This is a genomic window from Marivita sp., assembly GCF_048006345.1.
Lineage (GTDB): Bacteria > Pseudomonadota > Alphaproteobacteria > Rhodobacterales > Rhodobacteraceae > Marivita.
The window spans coordinates 1,952,855-1,972,035 of sequence record NZ_CP180351.1 but is presented as its reverse complement, the minus strand read 5'-3'; the positions used below and the strand labels follow the sequence as shown (position 1 = coordinate 1,972,035).

18 protein-coding genes are annotated in these 19,181 nt (G+C 59.8%); 9 read left to right on the top strand and 9 right to left on the bottom strand.

Annotation, left to right across the window (positions count from 1 at the left end):
- Positions 1 to 50 precede the first annotated feature (50 nt).
- A complete protein-coding gene (locus ACMVPR_RS09795; protein ID WP_416882709.1) occupies positions 51 to 572 on the top strand; it encodes a GNAT family N-acetyltransferase in 522 nt (173 codons plus the stop codon).
- 52 nt (positions 573 to 624) lie between these two features.
- Here the strand turns inward: ACMVPR_RS09795 and ACMVPR_RS09790 are convergent, their stop codons facing one another.
- The 6 genes from ACMVPR_RS09790 to ACMVPR_RS09765 all read right to left on the bottom strand — a co-directional run bounded on the left by ACMVPR_RS09790 (position 625) and on the right by ACMVPR_RS09765 (position 5,938).
- Positions 625 to 1,248 carry a hypothetical protein gene (locus ACMVPR_RS09790; protein WP_416882708.1) on the bottom strand — a complete coding sequence of 208 codons (624 nt, stop codon included), beginning with the start codon at positions 1,246 to 1,248 and terminating at the stop codon, positions 625 to 627.
- A gap of 342 nt (positions 1,249 to 1,590) precedes the next feature.
- A complete protein-coding gene (locus tag ACMVPR_RS09785; RefSeq protein WP_300587706.1) occupies positions 1,591 to 2,343 on the bottom strand; it encodes a GntR family transcriptional regulator in 753 nt (250 codons plus the stop codon).
- A gap of 289 nt (positions 2,344 to 2,632) precedes the next feature.
- The gene (locus tag ACMVPR_RS09780) at positions 2,633 to 3,241 is read right to left on the bottom strand and encodes a carboxymuconolactone decarboxylase family protein (protein WP_416882707.1); all 609 of its coding nucleotides are present in this window, start codon (positions 3,239 to 3,241) and stop codon (positions 2,633 to 2,635) included.
- The gene (locus ACMVPR_RS09775) at positions 3,241 to 4,437 is read right to left on the bottom strand and encodes a CaiB/BaiF CoA transferase family protein (RefSeq protein ID WP_416882706.1); all 1,197 of its coding nucleotides are present in this window, start codon (positions 4,435 to 4,437) and stop codon (positions 3,241 to 3,243) included. Before ACMVPR_RS09775 ends, ACMVPR_RS09780 begins: the two co-directional genes overlap by 1 nt.
- Positions 4,434 to 5,108 (bottom strand): glutathione S-transferase family protein, encoded by a 675-nt coding sequence (locus ACMVPR_RS09770; protein WP_416882705.1) that lies wholly within the window; start codon positions 5,106 to 5,108, stop codon positions 4,434 to 4,436. Before ACMVPR_RS09770 ends, ACMVPR_RS09775 begins: the two co-directional genes overlap by 4 nt.
- A complete protein-coding gene (locus tag ACMVPR_RS09765; RefSeq protein WP_416882704.1) occupies positions 5,105 to 5,938 on the bottom strand; it encodes an alpha/beta fold hydrolase in 834 nt (277 codons plus the stop codon). The genes ACMVPR_RS09770 and ACMVPR_RS09765 overlap by 4 nt, the downstream gene beginning before the upstream one ends.
- A 671-nt stretch (positions 5,939 to 6,609) precedes the next feature.
- On the opposite strand from ACMVPR_RS09765, the gene ACMVPR_RS09760 reads away from it, so the two are divergent.
- Positions 6,610 to 8,712 carry a 3-hydroxyacyl-CoA dehydrogenase NAD-binding domain-containing protein gene (locus tag ACMVPR_RS09760; protein ID WP_416882703.1) on the top strand — a complete coding sequence of 701 codons (2,103 nt, stop codon included), beginning with the start codon at positions 6,610 to 6,612 and terminating at the stop codon, positions 8,710 to 8,712.
- A complete protein-coding gene (gene pcaF / locus ACMVPR_RS09755) occupies positions 8,705 to 9,910 on the top strand; it encodes a 3-oxoadipyl-CoA thiolase (protein WP_416882702.1) in 1,206 nt (401 codons plus the stop codon). The genes ACMVPR_RS09760 and pcaF overlap by 8 nt, the downstream gene beginning before the upstream one ends.
- Positions 9,911 to 10,127: 217 nt before the next feature.
- On the opposite strand, the gene ACMVPR_RS09750 is transcribed toward pcaF, so the two are convergent.
- Together ACMVPR_RS09750 and ACMVPR_RS09745 are read right to left on the bottom strand one after the other, a co-directional pair.
- The gene (locus ACMVPR_RS09750) at positions 10,128 to 10,727 is read right to left on the bottom strand and encodes a LysR substrate-binding domain-containing protein (protein WP_416884644.1); all 600 of its coding nucleotides are present in this window, start codon (positions 10,725 to 10,727) and stop codon (positions 10,128 to 10,130) included.
- Between the two features lie 11 nt (positions 10,728 to 10,738).
- On the bottom strand, positions 10,739 to 10,987 hold the full coding sequence (locus ACMVPR_RS09745) for a helix-turn-helix domain-containing protein (RefSeq protein WP_416882701.1): 249 nt from the start codon (positions 10,985 to 10,987) through the stop codon (positions 10,739 to 10,741).
- A 93-nt stretch (positions 10,988 to 11,080) separates the two neighbouring features.
- Here ACMVPR_RS09745 and ACMVPR_RS09740 point away from each other — a divergent pair, with 93 nt between their 5' ends.
- From ACMVPR_RS09740 to ACMVPR_RS09715, 6 genes are all read left to right on the top strand, one after another.
- The gene (locus tag ACMVPR_RS09740) at positions 11,081 to 12,526 is read left to right on the top strand and encodes an aldehyde dehydrogenase family protein (RefSeq protein WP_416882700.1); all 1,446 of its coding nucleotides are present in this window, start codon (positions 11,081 to 11,083) and stop codon (positions 12,524 to 12,526) included.
- Positions 12,523 to 13,536: a membrane dipeptidase gene (locus ACMVPR_RS09735; RefSeq protein ID WP_416882699.1), complete on the top strand. Its 1,014-nt coding sequence runs from the start codon at positions 12,523 to 12,525 to the stop codon at positions 13,534 to 13,536. Before ACMVPR_RS09740 ends, ACMVPR_RS09735 begins: the two co-directional genes overlap by 4 nt.
- A gap of 45 nt (positions 13,537 to 13,581) precedes the next feature.
- Positions 13,582 to 15,132 carry a BCCT family transporter gene (locus tag ACMVPR_RS09730; RefSeq protein ID WP_416882698.1) on the top strand — a complete coding sequence of 517 codons (1,551 nt, stop codon included), beginning with the start codon at positions 13,582 to 13,584 and terminating at the stop codon, positions 15,130 to 15,132.
- Positions 15,133 to 15,200: 68 nt separating this feature from the next.
- Positions 15,201 to 16,880, top strand: a complete 1,680-nt coding sequence (locus ACMVPR_RS09725) for a hypothetical protein (RefSeq protein ID WP_416882697.1) — start codon at positions 15,201 to 15,203, stop codon at positions 16,878 to 16,880.
- Positions 16,877 to 17,611 carry a DUF3726 domain-containing protein gene (locus ACMVPR_RS09720; RefSeq protein WP_416882696.1) on the top strand — a complete coding sequence of 245 codons (735 nt, stop codon included), beginning with the start codon at positions 16,877 to 16,879 and terminating at the stop codon, positions 17,609 to 17,611. The genes ACMVPR_RS09725 and ACMVPR_RS09720 overlap by 4 nt, the downstream gene beginning before the upstream one ends.
- A 17-nt stretch (positions 17,612 to 17,628) precedes the next feature.
- On the top strand, positions 17,629 to 17,982 hold the full coding sequence (locus ACMVPR_RS09715) for a RidA family protein (protein ID WP_416882695.1): 354 nt from the start codon (positions 17,629 to 17,631) through the stop codon (positions 17,980 to 17,982).
- Positions 17,983 to 18,071: 89 nt separating this feature from the next.
- Here the strand turns inward: ACMVPR_RS09715 and ACMVPR_RS09710 are convergent, their stop codons facing one another.
- Complete coding sequence (locus tag ACMVPR_RS09710) at positions 18,072 to 19,085, bottom strand: LacI family DNA-binding transcriptional regulator (protein ID WP_416882694.1); 1,014 nt, start codon at positions 19,083 to 19,085, stop codon at positions 18,072 to 18,074.
- Positions 19,086 to 19,181: the final 96 nt, after the last annotated feature.

The window sequence follows — 19,181 nt, the reverse complement described above, 5'->3', positions numbered from 1 at the left end:
ACTATGGTGGTCCAGACGGCCCCAAGTTTTTGACCGGACAGGTAAATTCTATGCAGACTCTCACGACGGCACCCACTTTGATGACCGAGCGGTTGATATTACGCGGACCAGAAAGGAATGACCTGCCGACGTTCACCCGTTTCATGACAAGTGCTCCATCGCTGCAGGCGCAGGGGGAAACGGTGACCTCTCAACAGGCGTGGTTCGGTTTTCTGACAGGCATCGGTCACTGGCAATGGCACGGCTTCGGTTTCTTTACTCTGGTCGAACGGAGCACGGGGCAGCCGATTGGCCGCGACGGTTTGATCCAGCATTCCGATTGGCCCGATATCGAACTGGCTTGGCATTTGTTCGAAGGGGCAGAGGGGAAAGGATTTGCCACAGAAGCCGCGCGGGAAGTCAAGACCTGGGCCATTGAGGCACTCGGGCTGGGCCGGCTTTACAGCTATATCAATGTTGCAAATACCCGGTCGCAGGCGGTGGCAAAACGGCTTGGCGCTGTCAGCGATGGAACCCGCGCACCCCATGAGCCAGAGGCGGAGGTGTGGGTACATCCGTTGAACAGCGATTGACCCAACACCTTACGACTTCGGACCGAGCGACACGACCGGGAGCGGGTTCTCGTCAGAGGATGACGTCGACTGTCGCCTGCTCGCCCTCGGCGCTTGGGGTAAAGACCATGGATACGGCTTTGGCCTCGGCGTCCGACAGTCGATTGAAAATGCGGTCCCGACCATTGGCCGGATGGCCGTCAATGTAGAATTGCGTCGTCAAACGTTCACGACTGTCGTCAAAGACTTTGACGTGAATGTGGGGCGTGCGGCCCGGATAGGTCACGGGCTTGATGGTGCGAAAGCTGTAGCTGCCATCGGCGCCTGTGATGTCGTGACCAAAGCCCTGAAAGCCGGCATCGAACGCGATGCTCTGGCGATCGCCACTGTGCAGGTATTTGCCGTTCATGTCACATTGCCAGATCTCAATGCGGTAACCGGCCAGAGGGGTGCCATCTTTGTCGGTGAGGCACCCCTTGAGCGTGAAGACTTCGCCGCCCGCTTCGCGGACTGCGCCGATGATCTTGACCAGATCGTTGTCAACATCTGCGCTGCGCATGGAGGGAGTAGGATAGAATGGGCCCTCGGTCGCCGGAGGTGTCGCGGTCGCAGCCAGAAGCGGTTGCGCGGCGGCTGCGCCAAGAGCACCAATCCCGGTTGCGAGGAGATGCCGGCGTGTCTGATTTTTCGAGGTCATATTTGTATGGCTCCGTTTCCAAGTCTCTAAAGTTAAACGCAGCGACCTGGTTGTTCCGTCGCCAAAAGATGTTTTATTTGCCGCTTTTCAGCGCAAATTTCCTCTGGTCTCGATAAACGCTCTCAAAAGACTATAAAAGTAGCTTTTTAGTGATGCCAAGTGAACAGCACGTCATCACATGAAATCCGGATGGTCTTGGAGTGTGGCTTTAAAAAGCGACTATAACTGTTTGGAATCTTTTGGACTTGCCGTTTGTTTTAAGGGTTTCGAAGCGAAATGCTTGACTTGGTCGAGTTGGATCACCGGCGTCGCTTCGTGCCTCGCGGAGGGCCGAAAGCAGCGTCACGTCAGCTTGATCTCAACACGAACCATGTCGCCACGGTAGATGCCGTTCGCGACAAGCGCGATTGTCCCGTCCTCTGCCACCGCAACGCGTTGAACATAGGCAATTGGGTCTCCGAGTGGCACGCCAAGAAGTCCGCTGACTTCCGGATCGGCCGAACCGATGGTCAGAACCTGGCGGGCATCCACGATCTTCAGGCCTGGGATATCCGCGATCAACCGCATCGACGTCTTTGACGTAAAATCCGCCGCGTCGATTTTGTGAGCCAACCGTTCGTCGATAAAGACATCTGCCAGCAGGAAACACTCGCCTTCACGGCTGTGTCGTCTGCGCAGGTGCAGGTAGGAGGGGGCGAGCGTGCTGTATCCGCTCGGATAATCCGTTGGTTTTGCGCCGGTTTCTTTGCTGAGAAGCTCAATATGAGCGTTGTCGCGCGACATCAAAAGGCCGTTCCAGTCTGTCTGGACCTCACACCACAAATCGCGGCGGTTGCTTTTGCGAACAAAGGTCCCCTTGGCGCGGAATCGCTCGATCAGGCCTTCCTGCTCCAGCAAGCCAAGTGCCTGTCGGATCGTCATGTTTGCGACGCCACATTCCTTTGCCAGTTCCTCGACCGTTGGAATGCGGGAGTCGATGGGCCATTCGTTGGTCTCGATCCGACGCCGAAAAAGCGCAGCCAGTTGCAGGTAACGGGCGACGGCGCTTTTGCGCAGCGCTGTAGCTGTCTGTGAGGGTTTGCCTGTATCAGCCATGTCTGTCTCCGAACGGTTCCGGGCCGGTTTTGGGGCCTCTTGTTACCATAAAGGTTCACTTGTGCTAGCTTATTACTCTTTCTCTGTTTGCAGCAAGAGCGCTGACCTCTGAACCGGTCAGCGTGTCGTTGGACCCAAGACACACACCTGTTCAAAGAAAACTGCGGCTGTTGGCTGATCCGTCGGACGTGGAGAGAGGTTTGGCGAAACGCACGCAACGCGCGCAACGGCTCGGAAAGAACGCATCTGCAAGCGGTCCGGTGGCAGCCTGTCAGGTGCGTTACGTCGATTACTCGGCCGCAGCGCGTCTGGGCAGCGACGGCAGCTCTGTCACAGAGGGCGGGTCGCTTTTCAATTCCGGAGCGATATGGTCGGGCAGGGGAATGCCGTGGGCATTCAACGTCATCGCCACCATAGAGTAGTAACCGACGAGCGCGGTCAGCTCCACCGTGCCAGAGGGGCCCCAGCGATCCAGAACAGAACTATATGCAAGGTCTGTAACTTTGCCGTTTTCCAGAAGCTCGCGGCTGAATTCGTAGATCTCCCGCTCTTCTTCGCGGGTGAAATTCGGCGGCTCACACACTCGGATTGCTTCGATGATGGTCTCTCGCAGCCCGGCATTGCGGGCGTCCCTTGCGTGGATCGTCCACTCGAGTTCGCTGTTCCAATGCCGTGCGGTCACAAGAATGGCCAGTTCGTTCAGATCGAGAGGCAGGCTTGTCTCAAAGCGCAATACCTGACCAAGAGCTTGCCAGCGGTCTGCCAAAGCCGGGTTGTGCAGGGCGGCGCGCAACGGGCCGACAATCGTGCCGCGTGGGCCACTTACGATCTTGTCGTGGACGGCTTTCTGAGCCTCGTTCATCTCTTCAGGGCTTGGCAGAGGAATACGGGGTGCCATCAATCTGTGGTCTTCTTTATCAGTCCATGCGTTGCGAGGATTTCGTTGGTGTGTTGGCCCAAAAGCGGTGGAGGTGTCTCGAAACGCAAGGCAGCGCGTTCAAATCGCATGGGACTGACCACAGACGGAACAGTGCCCGACAGAGGATGGGGCAGATCGCGCAGTATCTGTCTGTGGCGCACCTGCGCGTCGGCGAAGACCATCGGCACAGTGTTGATCGGCCCGCAGGGGACTTTCTGCGCGCCAAAGATCGCGATCCAATCAGCCAAGTTCTTGGCGCCAAGAGCCTCACAGATCAGCGGGTGTAATGTGCCAAGGTTCCTGACCCGTTCGCGGTTGGTCGAATAGCGTGCATCCTCAGACAACTCTGGCCTGCCAATCGCCGTTGCAAAGCGCTGGAACTGTTCGTCGTTGCCCACGGCAAGCACGATGTGCCCGTCGCGCACCGGGAACACGTCTTGCGGTTGAATGTTCGGGTGCTTGTTGCCGCGCCTGACGGGTGTTTCGCCGGAGACCAGATGGTTCATCGCCTGATTGGCCAACATGGCGGTAGCCACATCGAGCATGGCGATATCAACGGTTTCGCCCTTGCCACTCTGACTGCGCTCGGCCAAGGCGGCAAGCACGGCGATCGCTGCATACATCCCGGTCATGATGTCGACGATCGGTACTCCGACTTTCTGCGGCCCGCCTTCGGGCGCGTCATCTGGGGCGCCGGTTACGCTCATGAGACCGCCCATGGCCTGGATCATGAAATCATAAGCCACGTCCTTGGCGCGCGGCCCGTCCTGCCCAAATCCGGTGATTGAACAGAAGATCAGCTCGGGATTGACGGCCTTCAGGTCATTGGGGCCTAGCCCATAGCGGTCGAGTGTACCGACCTTGAAGTTTTCCAGAACGACATCGGATGTCGCCGCAAGCGCCTTGATCGTCGCCTGTCCCTCGGTCGAGGCAATGTCGACTTCGATGGATTTCTTGCCACGGTTGACCGAAAGGTAATATGCCGACTCTGCGGTGTCATTGCCATCGGTATCCTTGAGATAGGGCGGCCCCCATTTGCGCGTGTCGTCGCCAGCACCAGCCCGTTCGACCTTGATGACCTCGGCACCAAGATTGGCCAGTATCTGCCCGGCCCAAGGCCCGGCCATGATACGGGATAGGTCCAGCACGCGGATATGGTTCAGCGGCCCAGTCATCCAGTTGTCCTGTAAGTAAAGGAAGGGAAGGCGTCGACAGAACCCGCAGGCCCTTCGCCATCGTCAACAATGGCCGTCACTGCGACAGAGGGACGGGTCGAAACCGTGGCATACCAGGCCGCAAGTCCCGGCAAGGCTGCCTTCCAGCCGCAATCGCCATAACGGAACTCCAACTGCCCGAGTGCGCAGACCGTTGCGATATGACCCAATCCGAAGTCGGTTTGCTTTAGCTCGGCGCTTTCGTTTTCGAGCACGGCAAGGGCGGCGCGGGTCTTTGTCTCAAACGAATTCAGGATCACGGGGTCGGCATGAGCACCACGTCCGCGTTCGGTGCGCCAGAGCAGCAGTATGTCCGTCAGCCCGTCCGCCAAAGCCTGCCAGCGCAGATGTTTGATCCGAGAGGTTGGCTCAGTCGGCAGGAGATCCGTGTGTCCCGACAAACCGATCAGGTATTCACAGATCACGCGGGAGTCGAACAGCGTTTGGCCGTCGTCGGTGATCAGAACCGGGATCTTGCCAAGCGGATTGTCCGTGAGGATCTCGGGGTTCGGAGGCGCGGCGAAAACGGCGACAGAGTGGAGTCGCTCAACCTGATCCATCATGCCGCATTCTTCGAGCACGATGCTCACCTTGCGCACAAAAGGAGATCGAGGGGACCAATGCAATTTCATGCCGCGACACCTTTCAGGGTCGTTTCCAGAAAGTCGGATAGCATCGCGGTGAACGCATCTGGCTGCTCATAGCAGGGGACGTGGCCTGCGCGTTCGATGATCTGCATCTTGGCCTGCGCGATCGCAGGTTTGAGCTTGGTGGCCATCCCTTCGGGTATCGCGCCATCTTCGGCGCCTGCGATCAAAAGCGTCGGGCACGTGATGCGGGCAAGTTCGTCGGCGTAGTCATAGTCCATCAACGCAGTTGTGCAGGCGCGGAACCCGTCGAGTGGCGTTGCCGCAATCATTTTTGCAAGTTCTTGGCGACGCTCCGCACCGGTACCACTTGTCAGCCAGCGGTCCACTGTCGCAGCCGCGAATGCCTCCATCCCGGACGCTTCCGCCATCGCGATGCGGTCAACCCAGCCAGCGGCACCACCGGGTGCCGTCCTTGCCTGACCGTCGCACAAGACCAGCGCGGCGAACCGATCCGCAGCCATCTTGTGGGCAGCTAAGCCGGTGGGCACCCCCATCGACAAGCCAACATAGGACGCACGCGCGACGCCAGCCGCATCCATCACCGCCAGAAGGTCGGAGCCGAGATCGTCAAAGTCGATCGGTTGCATGGGCACAGTTGATTTGCCGTGCCCGGCCTGATCGTAGCGCAAAATTCCATAGCGGTCTGCCAGTGCAGCGGCCTGCGCATCCCAAAGCGTGATGTCCGTGACGAGCGAGTTTCCGAAGATGATCCACGGCGCAGTGTCCGACTGCGGGGCAATTGCCTCGGCATATAGGTGATATCCGCCGCGGTCGATTTTGAGGATTTGAGCTTTGGAAACTTCCGATGTCATCCCTGTGCCCGTCCCCTGGATTGACGTGTCGCGCCCTGCGTCGTGGTTCGGTTTGGCCCGGGCTTTCGCGGTCCAGGCAATCTATGATCGAACTAAAAGCTATTTATATAGTTTTTTATGGGTGCGCAATCGCGAATTCGCAAAATAGCAAGTTGGAATACATGGATAAGACATGCACCTCCGGTCCAAGATCGTTCCGGAACATGGTTAGAGGTGTCAGAATTGAACACCGTTTCCAGACTTGAACTCGGTGATTTTGAAGATCGACCCAAGTTCGAAAAGTATAGATGCGGTCCTGTCTCGGGCAAAAACGTGACCCTTGCTTTCATGGATGATATTGGTGAAAGACCCCCCAAAAAAAGTCATCATTTTTCTCGTTGCTTCTCATTGGTTGCAGCGCTCTGAAGGCGTGTTGTGCCCTCAGACGATGTTGACATCGATCTAAAAGCTATGTTTATGACTGAATTGGCGGCGGGAAAGGGAAGGCCATGCAAATTGCCAGGCACTGGGTCAAAAATGCATGCGTGGTTGTTGAGGCTGCAACAGCATTTTTTGCGCTGCCTAAAGCGTTTTTACCGCACTTACGGCGGTTTTGGTCGACGGGTTGACTTTCATCATGTGCATTGTGATGGCCCTAACCAGCCCGATCTTCTCCTGATGAAAGTACGAAGATGATCTGCGACGAAAGCGTTGTTCGCACAGAGATACTGAATGGTTTTGGTATAGTGACGATAGACAACCCACCGGTTAACGCCGGCTCAACTGCGGTGCGGCAGGGTTTGCTGGCATGTCTGGCCGAAGCGTCGAAAATGGACCTCCAGGGTGTCATCATCATTGGGGCAGGTCGCAGTTTCATGGCCGGATCGGACATCAAGGAATTTGGCGCTCCGCTGGTGCCCCCGGAACTGCCGCAGGTGATCGAGGCGATTGAGGATTGCCCACATCCGGTATGCGCTGCGATCCATGGTGCCGCTCTTGGTGGTGGGTTCGAACTGGCCTTGGGTTGCGATCTGCGCGTTGCTGCGCCGAATGCGGTTCTGGGTCTGCCCGAGGTAACGCTGGGCATGGTGCCGGGGGCAGGCGGTACGCAGCGTCTGCCGCGCCTTGTCGGGGTGGCAGATGCTATCGATTTGGTGTGTTCGGGGCGGCATGTTCCGGCGCCAGAAGCTTTAGACTTGGGGATGGTGGATGCGCTGTCGGCAAGCAGTGAGGCCGAAGACCTGATCGCCGCCGCGCAAGACGCGATCCGGGCAGCTTCGGGTAAACGAAGGCTGCGCTATTTGCCTGTGCCTGCTGTCGACCCTGAGGCTTGCAAGGCGGCTGAACGCACCGCCTTGCGACGCGGAAAAGGACGCCCAAACGTTGTCGAGGCGGTCGCTCTCGTCAAATTATCCGCGGAACTTCCGGCCGACCATGCACTGCTGATTGAGCGCGCCGCGTTCCAGACTTTCCGATTTGAGGAAGAGGCCTTTGCGCTGCGCCATCTGTTCTTTGCCGAACGCGCCGCCATGCGGGTCGACGGGTTGCAGGCCAAGCCAGCAGAGATCACGCAGGTCGGTCTGGTCGGCGGCGGCACAATGGGGCAGGGCATCTGCCGGGCGATGCTGGCGGCGGGACTGCGGGTCACTTTGGTTGAACGGGACTCGCGGGCGCGTGACAAAGCGGCCCATGCCATCGTGAAAGCGCTGGATGATGGCGTTGCCAAGGGCCGCATAAGCGTTGATGTCGCCGAACAGCGAAAAGCGCTTTTCACGCCAAGCGCGGATCTGGCTGATTTGGCGGAATGCGATCTGGTGCTTGAAGCCGTTTTTGAAGACATGGCCGTGAAGAAAGAGCTCTTCGGCGCGTTGGATGCCATCCTGAAACCCGGCGCGATCCTCGCGACCAATACGTCTTACCTCTACATCGACGAGATGGCTGCCGTCACATCGCGCGCCGAGAATGTGGTCGGGCTGCATTTCTTCAGCCCTGCCGATATCATGAAGCTTCTTGAAGTTGTGCGCACCAAGGACACGTCCGCTGACACATTGGCGACGGCACTGAATTTGGCAAAGAAGCTAGGAAAGCAGCCCGTGGTGGCGCGGGTGGCCGAGGGCTTCATCGGCAACCGCATCTACGCCGCGTATCGGCGGCATGCCGAATTCCTGATCGAAGAGGGCGCAACCCCCCAAGACGTTGACACTGCCGCGACGGAGTTTGGTTTTGCCATGGGCCCGTTTGCAGTGGGGGATATGTCTGGTCTCGACATTGCCTGGAACATGCGCAAACGGCAGGCGGCAACCCGCGATCCCGCCACGCGCTATGTCGAGATACCGGACAGGCTCTGCGAGGCGGGCCGGTTCGGCCGCAAGACGAACGGCGGCTGGTACGATTACGATACCGGCGAAGCGCATCCGTCAGACGCAGTCGCAGCGATCATCGACGAGGCCCGCGCCGCCAAGGGCATCACGCGCCATGTGTTCTCAGTTGAAGACATTCAGGACCGACTGCTGGGTGCGATCCTCAATGAAGCCGCTTTGGTTCTTGAGGAGGGCGTGGCGCAGCGCTCTGGCGATATCGACGTGACACTTGTTCACGGTTATGGCTTTCCTCGTTGGACCGGGGGGCCGATTTGGTGGGCTTCCGGCCAACCAATGAAGCGGATCAAAGCTATGATGGCTGCCGTATCCACCGCTGCAGGTCCAAAAGCCCCGAGCGGCTCGGTCCAGGATATGCTGGCGCCGTTGAGGGCCGAGCGGAAAGAAATTGATAGAAGGAAGTCCGGCGATGCGTGACGTTTACATCTGCGATTACATCCGAACCCCCATAGGGCGTTACGGTGGTGCATTGTCATCAGTCCGGCCGGATGATCTGGGGGCGGTGCCCATGCGCGCCTTGATGGCACGCAACCAGCGTGTTGATTGGGCGTCGGTGGACGAGGTGATCTATGGCTGCGCCAATCAGGCAGGTGAAGACAACCGCAATGTCGCGCGCATGTCGCTTTTGCTGGCGGGTCTGCCTGAGACGGTACCTGGAACGACGATGAACCGGCTTTGCGGGTCGGGCATGGATGCGGTGATCACGGCGGCGCGGGCCATCCGCGCAGGGGAGACCGAGCTGATGATTGCGGGTGGCGTCGAAAGCATGTCGCGCGCGCCCTTCGTGATGCCCAAGGCCGACAGTGCCTTTTCCCGCAGCGCGTCAATCGAAGACACCACGATTGGCTGGCGCTTCGTCAATCCTTTGATCAAAGCGCAATACGGGATCGATTCGATGCCCGAGACAGCTGAGAACGTGGCTGAAGATTTCTCCGTAAGCCGCGAGGATCAGGACGCTTTTGCGCTTAGGTCCCAGCACAAGGCTGGGATCGCAATGCAAAACGGTCGGCTGGCGCGGGAGATCACGCCGGTCAGCATCCCACAGCGGAAGGGAGAGCCCCGGATCGTCGACACCGACGAACACCCGCGTCCCGAAACGACGCTTGAGGATCTGGCCAAGTTACGTGCGCCATTTCGTGAAGGCGGGTCGGTCACGGCGGGAAATGCCTCGGGTGTCAATGATGGTGCGGCGGCGCTCATCCTTGCGTCTGAGGCGGCGGCCAACGCAAACGGTTTGACCCCGATTGCGCGGGTTCTCGGCGGGGCGACCGCTGGTGTGCCGCCACGGATTATGGGGTTTGGGCCGGCGCCTGCCTCGAAAAAGCTGATGGCACGCTTGGGGCTGTCGCAATCCGACTTTGACGTGATCGAGCTGAACGAGGCCTTTGCCAGCCAAGGCCTTGCCACCTTGCGAGATCTTGGCGTTGCGGATGACGATCCCCGAGTGAACCCCAATGGTGGTGCAATCGCGCTTGGTCATCCGCTGGGCATGTCAGGCGCGCGGATTGTCGGCTCTGCGGTGTTGGAGTTGCAGGTCACAGGCGGCAAACGCGCGCTGTCGACCATGTGCATCGGTGTAGGACAGGGGATCGCAGTGGCCATTGAAGCCGTGTGACGTTGTCGGCCTTGACGCGGTAGTGCGCGGGTGAGGGCACTTGGCGAAATGCAATGGTTTACGACAAGTGGCAGCGAGACATCGCTAGTATTTCTATTCTTCGCAAAGCGTGGCCTTCACGCAAATCGGCGCCCTTACAGTGGCGTTCGCCGGGCGACTTTGATCAGACCGGGCAACTGCAAGCACGTTTGCAAGACCTGTGTCGCGACGTGGAACCCTAAAGCGCATTCCAGAATGCTTCGGCTGCGGGGCCCAAATGGCGGTCATCGGACCGAATTTTGCGTAATTGTCGACGGGTCTCTGGGTCTCGCGGCATGAGAAAGGCCAGCTCTTCGGGTTGATGTTGCAAGGCACCGCGCGGCAGGATCGTGGCCCCGAGACCCGCGCGTACAAAGGAGAGCAGAGCGGTCGTGTTGCGGGCCACCAGATTGCAGGCCTCCAATAGCTCTGTCACGCGTGGATGGTCGACAAGGTGGCAAAGCGGGTTTGCGATGAGAGGTTCCCGCTCGAGCAGGCCCCAGGAAAGTGCGCAGCCGTCCGCAATCGCCCGCGAGATCTGGCCATCCTTCCGACAGACAATACCAAGGTCGTCTTCGAGGATCAGATTGCCGTTTGCCGGATCGTCCGGTGTCGCTGACAGGATACCGATATCGGCGGCGTCGAGTTTGACCCGTTGGCGCACCGCCGCGCTGTCCAGGTCGCTGATTTCGAGCCTCACGTCCGGGCGGATGCGGCGGAACGCGGCGATCACCTCGGGCAAGACGGCAATCGTCGCCGAGGGCACAGCTGCAATTCGGACGGTCCCCGCGGTAGAGATTGCGTGTCTTCCTAGGCCTCGATGCTGCGAGAAAATGCATCCGTGGCACGGCTGCTTTCCTCCAATACGAGCTGACCGAGCGGCGTCAGCCGGTTCTTGCGGTCGGTCTCAAAGAGGGGCGCGCCTATGTCGGCCTCCAATTGCGCGAGCGTCATCGACACGGCTGAGGGCGTTCGGGCGAGCAGCGAGGAGGCCGCGATCAGGGATCCCTGCTCGGCGACGATCCGGAAAGTGCGCAGCATTTCAAGCTTGATTGCCATTTCAGGTTTCCTGAAGTTGTGTTCAGATCTTCAAGATAGCCTGAAATACCTCTCCTCGTTTAGGACTGATGTCAAGCAGGACGAGGAAGAGCGATGCAGACCGGACTCTATATTGATGGCCGCTGGGTCTCCGGCGTAAGCCAGCTTGAAAATCGAAACCCGTCGGATGTGTCGGATTTGATCGGGCTCTATGCTCAGGCCGGAGCTGATCAGCTGGATGAGGCGTTGCACGCTGCCAAACGTGCGCAGGTGGCTTGGTGGGCTGCGGGCATCCAGAAACGCCATGACGTGCTGATGGCGATCGGGACCGAGTTGATGGCCCGCGCCGCGGAGATTGGCCGCATTATTGCCCGCGAGGAAGGCAAGCCGCTGGCCGAAGGCAAAGGCGAAGTCTATCGCGCCGGGCAGTTCTTTACCTATTTCGCGGGTGAGTGTCTGCGAAATCAAGGCGATCTGGCCGAAAGTGTCCGACCCGGGGTCGAGATCGACGTGCGCCGCGAGCCGGTGGGTGTGGTGGCGATCATCTCGCCCTGGAATTTCCCGGTGGCTACGCCTGCCTGGAAGATCGCCCCAGCACTTGCCTTCGGCAATTCGGTGGTCTGGAAACCCGCGAACCTGACCCCGGCCAGCGCGGTGGCCCTGACCGAGATCATTGCCAAGCAGGATATTCCGACAGGGCTTTTCAATCTTGTCGCGGGTCCGGGCCGCGATGTTGGCCAGCGACTTGTGGAGAGCCGCGACGTGGCGGCGATCAGCTTTACCGGTTCTGTCCCCGTTGGGCGCGGTATCGCCGCTTCGGCCATCCAGAACATGACGAAGGTGCAGATGGAGATGGGGTCGAAAAACCCCATGGTCATCATGGACGACGCCGATCTTGACCTCGCGGTCGCAAATGCTTGCGGAGCGGCCTTCGGCGGGACAGGCCAGAAGTGCACCGCCGCCTCGCGCCTGATCGTCCATGCATCGATCCATGATGCCTTCGTCGAAAAGCTGGTGACGGCGGCCGAGGCGCTGAAGGTCGGTCATGCTCTGGAAGACGGTACACAGTTGGGTCCCGTGGTCAGTGAAGATCAACTGAAGCAAAACCTCGACTATATCGATATCGGCAAGAGCGCAGGCGCGGAATTGCTGACTGGCGGAGAGCGCCTGGAGTGCGGGACCGAGGGCTACTACATGGCCCCCGCCATTTTCGCGGGCACAACCAACGACATGCGGATCAACCGCGAGGAAATGTTTGCACCGATCACATGTGTGATGAAGGCCGATAGCTATGACGAGGCGCTGGCCATTGCCAACGACAGCGCGTTCGGCCTGACTGCCGGGATCATGACCCGCAGTCTTGCGCGTGCGAGCCACTTCCGCGCCAACATGCGTGCCGGCTGTGTGATGGTGAACCTCCCGACGGCGGGTACCGATTATCATGTCCCCTTCGGAGGGCGCGGTGCGTCGTCTTACGGCCCGCGCGAGCAGGGCACCTATGCCGCAGAGTTCTACACATCCGTGAAGACCGCCTATGTCGCGGCGGGCGAGCCGACATGAGCGTGCTGATCGACGGCCTGCAATACGCCAACTGGTCCGAAGAAATCTTCCGACAGATGCGCGCGGGCGGTGTGGACGCGGTGCATGTCACCATCACCTACCACGAAACGTTCCGCGAGACGGTGCTGCAGATCGAACGCTGGAACCGCTGGTTTGAACAGTTCCCAGACCTGATCTTTCAGGGCCGCACAGCCGAGGACGTCAAACTGGCGCAAGAAACCGGTCGTACGGCGATCTTCTTTGGCTCGCAGAACCCGTCCTGTATCGAGGACGATATCGGATTGGTCGAGATCCTGCACACTCTGGGTCTGCGTTTCATGCAGTTGACCTACAACAACCAGTCGCTGCTGGCGACGGGCTGCTACGAGGATGACGACGCAGGGCTGACGCGCATGGGCCGCGAGGTCGTGGCCGAAATGAACCGGGTCGGCATGGTCGTGGACATGAGCCATTCCGGCGAACGCTCGACTCTGGAGGCGATCGAACACTCGACCCGCCCGATCGCCATCACCCATGCAAATCCCACCAACTGGCACGCGGCCTTGCGCAACAAGTCCGACACCGTGCTGAAGGCCTTGGGGGAAACCGGCGGGATGCTGGGTTTCTCGGTCTATCCGCATCACCTGAAGGGGGGCAGCGATTGCACGCTGCAGGACTTCTGCGAGATGATCGCGCGGACTGCCGACCTGATGGGCATCAACCAGATCGGGATTGGCACTGATCTTTGCCAGGATCAACCTGACAGCATTGTCGAATGGATGCGCGTCGGTCGCTGGACCAAGCGGATCGACTATGGCGAGGGCAGCGCTGCGGCGCCGGGTTTTCCTGACATGCCCAAGTGGTTCGCCGACAACCGGGATTTCGGGAACATCCGCGCCGGCTTGCGTGCCGTTGGTATGAGCGATGCAGATGTGGACGCGGTCATGGGCGAAAACTGGCTGCGCTTCTTCGAGACAAGTTTCAGCGCCGTCCCTGCAACGGGCGACGCGACCGCGCGCGGCGCGGAATGACCACCCGCACGGGAGGCGGGAAGATCTTTTTTGGGGAGGACCAAAATGACCGAAACGACTGAAACCAGAGCGCCTACAGCCGATTTTGGACGGGTGGATAAACCCCTGTTCGCGGTAACCGGTGGCTTTATCGCGCTGTTCTGTGCGCTGGCTCTCTACGATATCGACCTGCTGTCGCGCATGGTTGATTGGGGCTTTAACGTCTCGGCCAAGTATTTCGGCCTCTATTGGCAGGTGCTGCTGCTGGCCACGTTCCTGATCGGGCTTGTGCTATGCGTTCTGCCCGGTGCGAAGACCCGCATGGGCAATCTGGCCACACCAGAATTCACGGTGTTCCAATGGGGCTCCATGATCATGTGCACGCTTCTGGCAGGCGGCGGCGTCTTCTGGGCTGCGGGCGAGCCAATTGCGCATTATCTTTCCACCCCGCCGCTCTTTGGTGATCTGAGCGGTGACCTTCAGGCGCAGACATACGCGGCGCTGGCGCAAAGCTTTTTGCATTGGGGCTTTCTGGCCTGGGCGATCCTCGGCTCGCTGACCACGGTGATGTTGATGCATTACCACTACGACAAGGGTCTGCCCCTGGCGCCGCGCACACTTCTCTATCCGGTGTTCGGAGACAAGGCGATCAACGGTCCGATTGGCCTGATCGCGGATGCCTCATGCATCATTGCTGTGGTCGCGGGCACCGTCGGTCCGATCGGCTTTTTGGGATTGCAGATGTCCTATGGACTGAACGCGCTCTTCGGCATACCGGACACCTTCGCCACCCAAACTGTCGTGATCCTGGCGCTGGCCAGCCTTTACACAGTTTCGGCGATTTCCGGTCTGTCGAAAGGCATCCAGCTTTTGTCAAAGATCAATGTGATCCTGGCTTTCGTCCTGCTGGCTTTCATGCTTATCGCCGGTCCGACTTTCTTTATCTTTGACGGCTTTGCCGGGGGCATGGGCGTTTACCTGTCGAACTTCTTTGACATGGCGATGTATCGCGGCGAAGCGGGCCTGTTCGGCGAACCGGGCTGGCTGGGCTGGTGGACAGTGTTTTTCTGGGGCTGGTTCATGGGCTACGGTCCGCTGATGGCGATCTTCATCGCTCGTGTCAGCCGGGGCAGGTCGATCCGGTCCATCATCCTGATGCTGTCCATCGTTGCGCCTATCGTCACCAATTTCTGGTTCACCATCATTGGTGGTACTGGAATTGGACTCGAGCAGGCAACCGCAGGCGTCATTTCAGGACCGTTCGAAGGCTTCAACCTGCCGGCTGGACTTTTGGCCATCACTCAGGCCATGCCGCTGGGCTTTTTGCTGTCGCTGCTGTTTCTTGTGCTGACGATGATCTTCGTCGCCACCACAAGCGACTCGATGAGTTACGTGATCGCAACGTCCATGTCTGACGACAATCCTTCGACTGCGCTGCGTGCCTTCTGGGGGCTTGCAATGGCGGTGATGGCACTGATCCTGATCTCGACCGGGTCGGGCGGCATCGGCAAGTTGCAAAGCTTTATCGTGGTGACGGCGGTTCCCGTGTCGCTGGTGCTGCTGCCGTCGCTTTGGGATGCATTGCGCATCACGTTGATGCTGGGCAAGAAAGCCTGATCATAGTTCAATAGGCGCGGGCGGACCAAAACCGGCCGCGCCATGGACCGATGACCCGCGAGGACACCATGGATTGCGCTTCCCTGAACCCGATGCCCGAGGCCGCAGCGTTCCGCCGTCCGCCGTCGGAAGTGATGCGGTTGGCACGGATGGGCAGCGCACACCCGACGCGCCTGTCGTTCCTTCGAAACCTCCTGCGTCGGGTGATCGAGGAAGGGTGGACGTTCGACCGGCCGGTCTGGGAGATCGACGCAACAGGCGTCGGACGCGCCGTCTATCGCGCCACTGGGCCGGATCGAACATACTCGTTGGTGGCATTCGCGCATGATCTGCCTGACGAGATGCGCTCGGACCGTGTGATCGCCACAGCCTGGGATGCAACCTTCACGCTCTTCGACGGGGAACCCACATCTGCTGATCTGGATCGTTTGCAGGCCAACGTTCCACTCCAGGAAGCCGGTCGCGTCAGCCCTCGGGAACTGACGCTGAGCCGTGCAAACCGCTCGGTGCGGCTGTTCGGCCATGTCATCGAACGGCTTGCCAAAGGGTTGCAGCCCGACATGGCCGAGGTCGAGGCGGTCGGATACCTGATGCGGACCACCGCCGTTTACGGCTCTGGCAAGTTCGGTGCCGCCGACCGCGGCGCCATTGCGGATAGACCTGAACTCAGCGCACCCTTTCAGGCCGAGATGCTGTCGGTCTGGCTGACACGGCAATTCACCGTAGACATCGCAGAACACTTGGCCGCCATTCGCGGCGGAGCGGAAGCCGTGCGGCTGGATCCTGCCATCAAGAAAGGGCTGGGTGTTGGCAATTCCACCGGGCTTGGTATGGCCCCGTTCCTGGTGCGCCACCCCGTGTTGTTGAACAACTGGATGATGGCGCGCGAAGAGGCACTTGCGCGCGTCCGATCGCAAGATGCGGCGAGTGCCGAGGCGGTGTCCGGTTTCCGCACGGCCCTTGCGGAAGCCAGAGAGAATGCCGAGCTGTGGCAGTCAAGCCATCCGATCCAGATCGAGAAACTCACCGCTTTACGCGATGATCTTTCTAGCCTTGCCGACTGGATCTCGACCTGGCCTGAACCGAATTCGCAAAAGCCCTGGGACGCGCTCTGGCGCTGGGGCGAGACCGCTTTGTCGCTGGAAGGACAGGAGGCGCTGATCGCGCTGATGCTTGAGCCACATGGTGATCTTGTCGACGGGCTTGCCGATTGCATGACGGCGGACGAAGGAGCTTCGTTCCGGCTGGATGGTGCCATGACCGTAGCGACACTGTCTGCCAGCCTGAGAGACCACTACGACTGGGCGCTGGGCATTGATTTCGACCAGCAAGAAAACGTCGCGCGGTTCTGGTACGTCTCCGAAGAAAAGCTGGAACCACGGCTGGGCAATCGGTTCGAGGAGGACGGCGCGTCGCTCGAGCAACCGTTGTGCATAGCTCGGCTGGCGCAAGACCTTCATTCGGCACTGGCAGCCTGGCCCGGAGATGCCGCATTGGCCGCATTCCTGCTGGCCCATCCCGAGCATCGGTTCATGGCGAGGCGGGTACAAATCCTTCACCGCCATCCCTATGCCGAGGTGCAGGACAACCTGATCGCTGAACAGATGCTGCCGATCGATCTGATGCGCTGCAAGCTGGCCTTCTTCGGTGCCAGCCGTTTCGACCCACGCTCCGACAAATGGGTGCGGATCAGCCTGTTTCAGGGGCTGCCATATCCTTCGGACATGTCCCCGGAAGGCTGGCCATGACCGCAGAACAGCATGAGGCTATCGAAGCCAACGATCCGACCCGCTCTGGATCGCTCGTGCCCACCACCAACCGTACACGGCTTTCGCAGAACGAGATCGAGCAGTTGTGCCTTAAAGCAGCGCGTGGCGCTGGGATGAGTTGGGGACTGGCCGAGGAGGCGGGCTTTGCTGCCGCCTGGCTTGCAACGCGCGGTCTGGACGGACCCAGTGCCTTATTGGCCCAGCTTCGGGTGGGGCAGGGCCGTTCTTGGCGCGAGATATGTCCGATGATTGCGCCTGGACGATTTCGGGCAGCGGACGGCGGGTGTCTATGCCCAATCGCGCTTGGGGCAGCGTTGTGCGATCATGCAAGGCTTCCGGAGACGTCGCTGGTCGAAACCGCCGTTCGGGTCGGCCCGGTCGATCATCCGGTCCTTCTGTTGCCATTCTTGGCTGACTTCGCTCGGACCCGGCGCGAGGGCGTGCGGCTGGTCTGGTCCCGCGGCGCGGTTCTGTTGACCGCTGAAGGCGGGATGTTCGGTGATGCGGCTGCACTTGCGCAAGAGACCCGGCTGGACGCCGCGCTCGAGGTCGAAGGCCCCGTTCGGGATGACACCTCGACCCAATCGGAACCACTTTTGGTGTCGGCGGAAACGTTGGGTGAACTCAATTCATTCGCTTTGCGCACCACGGTGCCGACGTCCGAAGTCTCGCGCACCGGTGCTGGCGCCGCGATAGGTGACAACGACTGAAACAGGAGATTAGGCGAATGACGATTCAAAGGTTGCACCCGGGGAGTCGCATGAGCGAAGCGGTCCGCATCGGGGATATCGTGTTCCTTGCGGGTCAGATCCCCGATGATCTGACGGGCGACATCGCGAAACAGACTCGGGAAGTGTTGGACAATATCGACGCGGTGATGGCCGAACTGGGTGGCAGCAAGGCCGACATCGCGTCGGTTCAAGTCTGGCTCAGCGATATGTCGGATTTTCAAGATATGAATGCGGTTTGGGACGCGTGGGTCGATCCCGCCAACCCACCGGCCCGGGCAACCTGCGGTGTGGCTCTTGCGCGTCCCGGAATGCGCGTAGAGATGATCGTGTTTGCGCGCGCGCCGAAGTGAGGACAGCCCCGGTTTTTGATCTTGTGATCGCTGTTCCACCGCGCACTTCTGCTGCCGAGAGACGACTGTGTTGTCCCGGCTAACCCGCGTTACAGATTTTCTGCGATCAGGATTTCTATTCTGATGCGTTCCTGCGAGGCGAGGGTGCTTCTGTTCTCGCATTTCGCCCTCAGAATTCGGACGGCACTACGAACGAGGTGACCCGGGTCCTGATGGATCACGGCGTCGATTTCACCGCTCCGCAGCGCGGCTTCGGTCGAGAGGGTGCGCTCATGGGCGATAACAACAAGGCGATTGATTGCATTCAATTGGCCTCCGACTTCGATCGGAGTGCGTGCCTCTGCCCCCATGATGTAAAGCCCTACGACGTCATCGTGTGCGTCCAAAGCGTTGCGCAATACATGTCGGGTGCGTCCCGGATCCCCGTGCGTTTCAAGGGTAGGGAGGACGCGCAGATTGGAATAATCGCTGTTGATGACTCCATCAAAGCCAAGCCGCCGTTCAAGGCTGTCGCGGGATTGGGTGGTCTCGGTCAGGGCGATGATAGTGCCCTGCCTTTGTCCAAGGAACCGTCCCATCAGGCGGCCAGCCGTCGCCCCGGCGGCGCGGTTGTCAATGCCGACAAAGCCGTCTTCCTGCTGGTTGGCAACGAAGGGAATCGTCTCGATCCCGCGCTCGCGCATCCGGTGAAGCGCGTCACGGATTTGAGGCGTCTCGGGCGCCATGATCGCAATCCCGTCGATTTTGTCTGGTGACAGACGACCAAGGGTGCGGGCGGCTTCGTGTGGATCGCGATCATCAATGCGGATCACCTCGGTCTCGATCATCTCGGCCCGGCCCACCCGGTCAAACTCGCGGATGCGCTCGATGATTTCGTCAAGAAATTCACCGCCGGACCGGGGCACGGCAAAGGCAAAGCGATAGGCCCGCTGCCGCGCCAAAGTGGCCGCGATCTGGTTGCGTTCAAAGCCGATTCTCTTGATCGCGTCATTGACGGTGGCAATGGTTTTCTTGCGGACGCCAGAGCGGCCGTTCAACACGCGATCGACTGTTGCCAGGCTCACGCCAGCAGCTTTCGCAAGGTCTTTTGTGGTCGGACGCATGAGGCCGATTTCTCGATATTTCCGTTGTTTTCTTAAGGTTTGTTGCAGACTTGCAGAGTGTGGACAAGCCCTAAATGAGGTGCGCACCTCAGAAAC

What these genes read in the sequence shown, in the direction of transcription:
- ACMVPR_RS09745 (WP_416882701.1), bottom strand. Translation starts at nt 10,987, where the DNA reads ATGGCAATCAAGCTTGAAATGCTGCGCACTTTCCGGATCGTCGCCGAG.
- ACMVPR_RS09725 (WP_416882697.1), top strand. Translation starts at nt 15,201, where the DNA reads ATGGATTGCGCTTCCCTGAACCCGATGCCCGAGGCCGCAGCGTTCCGC.
- ACMVPR_RS09735 (WP_416882699.1), top strand. Translation starts at nt 12,523, where the DNA reads ATGAGCGTGCTGATCGACGGCCTGCAATACGCCAACTGGTCCGAAGAA.
- ACMVPR_RS09770 (WP_416882705.1), bottom strand. Translation starts at nt 5,108, where the DNA reads ATGAAATTGCATTGGTCCCCTCGATCTCCTTTTGTGCGCAAGGTGAGC.
- ACMVPR_RS09740 (WP_416882700.1), top strand. Translation starts at nt 11,081, where the DNA reads ATGCAGACCGGACTCTATATTGATGGCCGCTGGGTCTCCGGCGTAAGC.
- ACMVPR_RS09720 (WP_416882696.1), top strand. Translation starts at nt 16,877, where the DNA reads ATGACCGCAGAACAGCATGAGGCTATCGAAGCCAACGATCCGACCCGC.
- ACMVPR_RS09785 (WP_300587706.1), bottom strand. Translation starts at nt 2,343, where the DNA reads ATGGCTGATACAGGCAAACCCTCACAGACAGCTACAGCGCTGCGCAAA.
- ACMVPR_RS09715 (WP_416882695.1), top strand. Translation starts at nt 17,629, where the DNA reads ATGACGATTCAAAGGTTGCACCCGGGGAGTCGCATGAGCGAAGCGGTC.
- ACMVPR_RS09790 (WP_416882708.1), bottom strand. Translation starts at nt 1,248, where the DNA reads ATGACCTCGAAAAATCAGACACGCCGGCATCTCCTCGCAACCGGGATT.
- ACMVPR_RS09795 (WP_416882709.1), top strand. Translation starts at nt 51, where the DNA reads ATGCAGACTCTCACGACGGCACCCACTTTGATGACCGAGCGGTTGATA.
- ACMVPR_RS09760 (WP_416882703.1), top strand. Translation starts at nt 6,610, where the DNA reads ATGATCTGCGACGAAAGCGTTGTTCGCACAGAGATACTGAATGGTTTT.
- ACMVPR_RS09780 (WP_416882707.1), bottom strand. Translation starts at nt 3,241, where the DNA reads ATGGCACCCCGTATTCCTCTGCCAAGCCCTGAAGAGATGAACGAGGCT.
- ACMVPR_RS09710 (WP_416882694.1), bottom strand. Translation starts at nt 19,085, where the DNA reads ATGCGTCCGACCACAAAAGACCTTGCGAAAGCTGCTGGCGTGAGCCTG.
- ACMVPR_RS09775 (WP_416882706.1), bottom strand. Translation starts at nt 4,437, where the DNA reads ATGACTGGGCCGCTGAACCATATCCGCGTGCTGGACCTATCCCGTATC.
- pcaF (WP_416882702.1), top strand. Translation starts at nt 8,705, where the DNA reads ATGCGTGACGTTTACATCTGCGATTACATCCGAACCCCCATAGGGCGT.
- ACMVPR_RS09765 (WP_416882704.1), bottom strand. Translation starts at nt 5,938, where the DNA reads ATGACATCGGAAGTTTCCAAAGCTCAAATCCTCAAAATCGACCGCGGC.
- ACMVPR_RS09730 (WP_416882698.1), top strand. Translation starts at nt 13,582, where the DNA reads ATGACCGAAACGACTGAAACCAGAGCGCCTACAGCCGATTTTGGACGG.